Origin of the sequence: Chryseobacterium sp. BGARF1 (genome assembly GCF_001677955.1) — a bacterium.
Taxonomy (GTDB): Bacteria; Bacteroidota; Bacteroidia; order Flavobacteriales; family Weeksellaceae; genus Chryseobacterium.
Map to the genome: position 1 here is coordinate 1 of NZ_LELA01000113.1, position 543 is coordinate 543.

At 35.4% G+C, this 543-nt stretch carries 1 pseudogene; it reads left to right on the forward strand.

The annotated features are described in order from the left end of the window. Positions 1–543 (forward strand): annotated as a pseudogene (locus AB671_RS22545) (hypothetical protein); the annotation flags it as partial.

Below are 543 nucleotides of genomic sequence, written 5' to 3' on the forward strand. Positions count from 1 at the left end.
ATATGACCAAACATTTAGATAAAGGTATTTCTTCAATTCAGTATAATTTTCTAAATTTACCAAAGCAGATTACTCAGAATGCTCAGGTTACCAATTACGTTTACCGAGCAGACGGAGCAAAAGTAAAGAAGCTCTTTGGAGATATAGAAACCAATTACTTGGATGGTTTTCAGTATAAAAGCACAAAACCTTCGGAAGAATCCTACGGAGATGATTTCGTAATTATTGATCCCAATGAAGTTGCCGTTATCAAACTAAGAATTATTCCGACTTCAGAAGGATATTTTGATGCGCTAAGCAATCAGTATATCTACAACTATACGGATCATTTGGGTAATGTGAGATTAAGTTACACAGACACTAATAAAGATGGGATTATACAACCGAGGCAATATCAGACCCTAATATGTAATAATTCTCCGGCAGGAAATCTTTGTTATCAGGGATGGAAACCCGGAGAGATTGTAGAAACCAATAATTATTACCCTTTTGGGTTGATGCATAATTACACAGCTACAACAACGAATGCTTATCAGTACAAGT